7 protein-coding genes are annotated in these 6,222 nt (G+C 66.7%); 3 read left to right on the forward strand and 4 right to left on the reverse strand.

Translation table 11 applies throughout. The features are described from left to right. Positions 1–36: 36 nt before the first annotated feature. Both groL and AAHM41_RS38035 read right to left on the reverse strand, forming a co-directional pair. Positions 37–1,662, reverse strand: coding sequence for a chaperonin GroEL (gene groL, locus AAHM41_RS38030; RefSeq protein ID WP_342241839.1), 1,626 nt, complete (start codon positions 1,660–1,662; stop codon positions 37–39). Positions 1,663–1,700: 38 nt separating this feature from the next. Then, positions 1,701–1,988, reverse strand: a complete 288-nt coding sequence (locus AAHM41_RS38035; protein ID WP_342241840.1) for a co-chaperone GroES — start codon at positions 1,986–1,988, stop codon at positions 1,701–1,703. A 307-nt stretch (positions 1,989–2,295) separates the two neighbouring features. On the opposite strand from AAHM41_RS38035, the gene AAHM41_RS38040 reads away from it, so the two are divergent. Further along, entirely contained in the window at positions 2,296–2,532 is a 237-nt protein-coding gene (locus AAHM41_RS38040; RefSeq protein ID WP_342241841.1) for a hypothetical protein, read from the forward strand. 130 nt (positions 2,533–2,662) lie between these two features. On the opposite strand, the gene AAHM41_RS38045 is transcribed toward AAHM41_RS38040, so the two are convergent. Next, positions 2,663–3,007 (reverse strand): hypothetical protein, encoded by a 345-nt coding sequence (locus tag AAHM41_RS38045; RefSeq protein WP_342241842.1) that lies wholly within the window; start codon positions 3,005–3,007, stop codon positions 2,663–2,665. Positions 3,008–3,282: 275 nt separating this feature from the next. On the opposite strand from AAHM41_RS38045, the gene AAHM41_RS38050 reads away from it, so the two are divergent. Next, entirely contained in the window at positions 3,283–3,717 is a 435-nt protein-coding gene (locus AAHM41_RS38050; RefSeq protein WP_342241843.1) for a hypothetical protein, read from the forward strand. Positions 3,718–4,196: 479 nt separating this feature from the next. Here the strand turns inward: AAHM41_RS38050 and AAHM41_RS38055 are convergent, their stop codons facing one another. Continuing rightward, positions 4,197–4,667: a hypothetical protein gene (locus AAHM41_RS38055; protein WP_342241844.1), complete on the reverse strand. Its 471-nt coding sequence runs from the start codon at positions 4,665–4,667 to the stop codon at positions 4,197–4,199. Between the two features lie 95 nt (positions 4,668–4,762). Here AAHM41_RS38055 and AAHM41_RS38060 point away from each other — a divergent pair. Next, on the forward strand, positions 4,763–6,222 hold a 1,460-nt coding region (locus AAHM41_RS38060; RefSeq protein ID WP_342241845.1), incomplete at its 3' end, for a M10 family metallopeptidase.

The raw sequence follows: 6,222 nt of genomic DNA on the forward strand, positions 1-6,222 counted from the left end.
CCCCCCCCCCCCCCCCCCCCCCCCCCCCCCGGCGGATCAGTAGCCCATGCCGCCGGCATCCGGCGCCGCCGGGCCGGCCGTCTCCGGCAGCGCGGCCACCATCGCCTCGGTCGTGATCAGGAGGCCGGCGATCGAGGCGGCGTTCTGCAGCGCCACCCGCACCACCTTGGCCGGGTCGAGGATGCCCGCCTTGATCATGGCGGTGTATTCGCCCTTCTGGGCGTCGTAGCCCCAATTGTGGTCCTTGCTGTCGAGCAGCTTGCCGACCACCACCGACCCGTCGCTGCCGGAGTTCTCGACGATCTGCCGCACCGGTGCCTGCAAGGCCCGGCGGACGATGTCGATGCCGGCCTTCTGGTCGGTGTTCTCCGGCTTCAGCTTGTCGATGACGCGGCTGGCATAGAGCAGGGTGACGCCGCCGCCGGCGACGATGCCCTCCGCGACCGCGGCGCGGGTGGCGTGCATCGCGTCGTCGACGCGGTCCTTGCGCTCCCTGACCTCGATCTCGCTGGCGCCGCCGACCCGGATGATGGCGACACCGCCGGCCAGCTTGGCCAGGCGCTCCTGCAGCTTCTCGCGGTCATAGTCCGAGGTGGTCTCCTCGATCTGCGCCCGGATCTGGTTGGTGCGGCCCTCGATGTCCTTCTTGGCGCCGGCGCCGTCGACGACCGTGGTCTCTTCCTTGGAGATGACGACCTTCTTGGCCCGGCCGAGCATGTCGAGGGTGACGTTCTCGAGCTTGATGCCGAGATCCTCGGAGATCACCTGGCCGCCGGTCAGGATGGCGAGGTCCTCGAGCATCGCCTTGCGCCGGTCGCCGAAGCCCGGGGCCTTGACCGCCGCGACCTTCAGGCCGCCGCGCAGCTTGTTGACCACCAGGGTGGCGAGAGCCTCGCCGTCGACATCCTCGGCGACGATCAGCAGCGGCTGGCCGGCCTGGACCACGGCCTCGAGCAGCGGCAGGAAGGACTGCAGGTTCGGCAGCTTCTTCTCGTGCAGCAGGATGTAGGGGTTCTCCAGCTCCGCGATCATCTTCTCGGCGTTGGTGACGAAATAGGGCGAGATGTAGCCGCGGTCGAACTGCATGCCCTCGACGATGTCGAGCTCGGTCTCGAAGCTCTTGGCCTCCTCGACCGTGATCACGCCCTCGTTGCCGACCTTCTTCATCGCCTTGGCGATCATGGCCCCGATCTCGCGCTCGCCATTGGCGGAGATGGTGCCGACCTGGGCGATCTCGTCATTGGTCGAGATGGTCTGGGCCCGCTTGCCGATCTCCTCGACCACGGCGGCGACCGCCAGGTCGATGCCGCGCTTGACGTCCATCGGGTTCAGCCCGGCGCCGATCGCCTTGGCGCCCTCCCTGACGATGGCATGGGCCAGGACGATCGCGGTGGTGGTGCCGTCGCCGGCCAGGTCGGCGGTCTTGGTCGCGACCTCGCGCACCATCTGCGCGCCCATGTTCTCGAACTTGTCGGACAGCTCGATCTCCTTGGCCACCGTCACGCCGTCCTTGGTGATGCGCGGCGAACCCCAGGATTTGTCGAGCACGACGTTGCGCCCCTTCGGGCCGAGCGTGACCTTGACGGCGCGGGCGAGGATGTCAATGCCGCGCAGCATCCGGTCGCGGGCATCGGTGCTGAATTTGACGTCTTTGGCTGGCATGGTGTTGATCCTTGAAAGGGGAGGGGAGGCGGGTGGGATCAGGCGACGACGCCGATCACGTCGCTCTCCTTCATCACGAGGTAGTCGACCCCATCGAGCCGGATCTCGGAGCCGGACCATTTGCCGAACAGGATGCGGTCGCCGACGCCGACGTCGAGCGCCTGGATCACGCCCTGCGCGTCGCGCGCCCCCAGGCCGACGGCCACCACCTCGCCCTGCTGCGGCTTCTCCTGGGCGGTGTCGGGGATGATGATCCCGCCCGCGGTCTTGGCTTCGGCATCGATGCGGCGGACCACGACCCGGTCGTGCAGCGGGCGGAATTTCATCGGCTGAATCCTTCGGAAAATCAATTTTGGGGAGATAGGTTTGATTCACTATCTCCTTCACAGATGCGCATGATTATCCCAACATACAAGGTGAATTCCTTGTTGTCCGGAAATAAAAGATGGCACTGTTTTCTGCGGTCGATGATACGGGTTTTGTTATGATTTTCAATGATTATTGGAAGCGCGGCCAGATTCGGCGGGCTTGTTCCTGGGTTCCGGTGTACTCTGTCGAAAATTCGGGGCGCCGGTCGCGCCGCCGCATCCGATCCCACAGCCGGCGCTCCCCAGGGAGGCCAGAAATGTCGCGATGAAGGACTACAAATTCCCGGTGGGCACCACCGTGCATGTCTCGCGCCGGTCGCTGTCCGGGCAATCCGGAGACGGCACGTTCAAGGTGCTTGCCCGTTATCCCAGCGACACGTCCGGCCCGCTCTACCGGATTCGCAGCGTGCTCGGCAGCGAGGAACGGATGGTGCCGGAGGATGAGCTGTCACGCCCGGCGGAGCGGGATCCCCGAGACGTCCGCCGCTCCGATGGCCGCTGATCCGGCCTGAGGCTGTCGCCGCCTCGGTTCGCGATCGAGGCCGGGCGCCGCCCCGCTGCCCGCCGTCGCCGCCAGCACGTCCTGGCAGGCGATGGACGAGCCTCGGGCTTTCCGCTCGAGCCGATCCCGCCTAGCTGGCGAGCTGGGTGGCGCAGGCCTTGGCGACCTGGGCATCGGCGACCGTCCCTCCAGGCATCGTCGCCCAGCCGGCTTTGACCACCAGGTCGCCGCGGCTGTAGGTGGATGCCGCCTTGAGCTCCGCCAGCCTCTCGATCAGCTGCGGGTCGCGCTTCGACTGGTCGACGCAGATCAGCGAAAGCACGGCCACCACGTCGGTCTTGGACCGATCCTGGGCCATGCGTTGGGCCGACGAACCGGTGACCCAGCCACCCCAGCTGAACCCGACCACACCAAGCGCAACGGCGCCGCACACGGCGCCATACAGCGCCGGCTTAAGCCATTCAGGGGTTTTCATGGATTGTGCTTTCATTCGGAGAGAGGCAAATCTCTCTCGCCCGCTAGGCTATCATATCCGAGAAGTCAGCCGGGATTTATTTTGCCGGTGTCGACCGGGCGTCAAATTTCGATCGCTCTCGATTTGACCCTCCAGCCGCCTTGTCCGTCGGCCTGTGACATCAATTCTTACCATCAATAAAAGATGGAGAATCCTGATGTTTCGGCATCGCCGGTGTATTTTGGGCTTGATTTCTGGCGTGCGGATATTACGTGATGCGTCTCAAGAGGTGCGACTTGGACATGCCCGATACCGACGTCTTTCGCCTGCGAAAGTCGAATCTGAACACGTTTCTGTTCGCCGATGTCGGGGCGGAATCCAACGGCATGCCGCTGAGCGTGGTCTCGATGCTCGGCCGGCTGGGCGGCGATCCCTGGGCGACGGCGAGCCGGCTGGCCGGGCAGCCGCGCGACGCCGCCGTGCTCGAGCTGGCGGAGATCATCACCGGCACGGCCCGCGCCGAACGGTCGAACGCCGAGATCATGGCCATCGCGACGCGCCTGGCCTCGCTGCTGCCGGGCACGGGGTCGGCCTCGTCCCGCACTGCCCGAGCCGCTTCGCCCGGAACGCCGTCGCCCGCCCCCGGCCGGTTGAGCGGGGGCACCCTGGCCATGCTGCTGCTCGCCCTGGTCGCCGCCGCCCTGATCCTGAGGGTGGCCGGCTTCCTGTGACACCGGGCTGCCGCGGGCGGCGGGCGAGTTACAAAATAACAATTGGACGGATGATCCTCCGCCGGCCCGCTGCGGGAATGCCGCCATGGTGGGACCCAGGAAACCCGTATCCTTCGCCGCGGCGGCGCGGCCGGAGGGACAGCCGCATATAATGCTGGTCGAGGATGATCACCGCGATCTGTCGCTGCCTCGATGCTGCTCGGCACCGGGCTTTCCAGCGCCACTCTGTTCCTGTTCTTCCGTGACCCCGACATGCGACCCGCGTCCGATAGTGTCGGCGGGACGGCAAGCTTGCCCTGCGCCGCCCGCGCATCATCCGTTCATATGACGCGCCACGATCCGGGGCGTGATTTCATCGGCTGGTCCTAATCGAGGTTCGGGAGTATCCGATGGCGACCTCGACCCAGCCCATGGTCGGTCACGCCAGGCGCGGAGCCGGCGGCCGGACGCTCCAGGCCGTCCACTGCCCGGCCGGAACGTCACTGCCCGGAGCCCGGTCCGCGACCGCGCGCCCCGCGCCGCTGGTCGAACAGGGTTCGCCGGCCCCGCTTGTGGCGCACGGCCATCACGCGATGCGCCGGATACAGGGCGTGGATGCTCTTGCCGAGGGCGACGAAGGCGGATCGCTCCGCCGCCGCGGCGGTCAGGATCCAGACGACATCGCCGCCTTCGGCCAAGTCCTCGTCCGGCGACACGCCGGTGGCCGCAAAGCGGTCGGCCGCCGCATGGTCGTACAGCGACCAGCCGAAATAGCCGACGACGCGCGCCTCAGTATCGCCGGCGGCGCTGTCCAGGGCGAACAGATAATGGCCGCGCTGGATCTGCCGGCTCAGGGTCCGGATCAGGTCGGCGGAGCGGTAGCCGGCGAACGGCTCGCGCCGAGCCAGGAAATTCGCAGCGAGGCCGAGCGCCAGCCAGGGTCCCGGGATCTTCTTCAGACTGATCGTCATCGCGGCCCGCGCCCATCGTCCCGCCACCGGCGGTCGATGGTACCGGACCGCCTCTCGCATGCGCAACGCCACTTCGTTTTGAAGGAATGCCATTCATGACGTCCCAGACCGTTTCCATGTCGAACGTGCAGAACATCGATGGGCTCCTGTCCGGCGTGAGATGGGCCGGGACGGTGATGACGTTTGGATTTCCGACGGCCGCGGCCGACTACGGCGACTACGCCCACAACGTCGATCACGACAACAATCCCTCGACACCGGCCGTCTCGGTCGATGAGACCGACCAATTCTTCGCCCTGAATGCCCAGCAGCAGGCTGCGGCGCAGGCCGCCTTTGCCGAGTTCCGCGATCTGACGCTGATGTCGGCACTTCAGCAGGAGCCGGCAGGGGGCGCCGATGTGAGGATTGCGATGTCGAACTCGCGCACGCCCGGCAACACCACCGCCTATGCGCGGTATCCGGGCGACGATGCGCTGGCGGGAGATTCCTGGTTCAACACCACCGACTACAATACGCCCCGGCTCGGAACCTACGCGTATCAGACCTTCTTCCATGAGATCGGCCACGCGCTCGGCCTCAAGCACGGCCACGAAGCCGACAATGGAAACAACACCGTTCTGAGCAGCGACCGGGACTCGCTCGAGTTCTCGACGATGACCTACCGCGCCTATGTCGGCCATCCCGGCGGCGGATACGGCGTCACCGACGGCCACTATCCGCAGAGCTTCATGATGCTCGACATCGCGGCCCTGCAATACATGTACGGGGCGGATTTCTCGACTCGCGACGGCGACACGTCGTACCGCTTCGACCCCGCAACCGGGCAGATGTTCATCGGCAGCTGGGCGCAGGGGGTTCCGCAGGACAGCACCGGGGCGAACGTCAACGTCCTGTTCCGGTCCATCTGGGACGGCAACGGCATCGACACCTACGACTTCTCCGCCTATGACGCGAGCCGGCAGCTGGCCATCGATCTGACGCCCGGCGGCTGGACCGATGTCGATTCCGACAGCAACTTCCAGGCGGCTGATCTGAGGGCCGCCGCGCCGGGCACGCAGATGGCGCGCGGCCAAGTGTTCAACGCCCTCCTCTTCAACGGCGACACCCGCAGCCTGATCGAAAACGCCATCGGCGGCGCCGGCGACGACACGATCCGTGGCAACCAGGCGGGGAACCGGCTGGAGGGGCGTGCCGGCAACGACACGATGGAAGGCTTCGACGGCAACGACGTGCTCGACCAGGGCAACGGCGGCGGTGGTGCCTATGGTGGCAACGGCAACGATGTGATCTGGGCCGGCGACAAGGCGGACACCATCGACGGCGGCGCCGGCATCGACCTCGTCAACTATTCCAGGTCCACCAGCGGGGTCACGATCATCAAGCCGGACACGGAGGATCCGGTCTCCGGCAAGGTCGTCGGCGGCTGGGCGACGAACGACACCATTGTCGGGATCGAGCAGGTCATCGGCTCGGCCTATGGTGACGGCATCGATCTCGGGGCCGGCGGCAATTTCGTGGGGGGGGGGGGGGGGGGGGGCGCCCGGCGGGGGGGGGG

This window comes from Inquilinus sp. OTU3971, assembly GCF_038440215.1.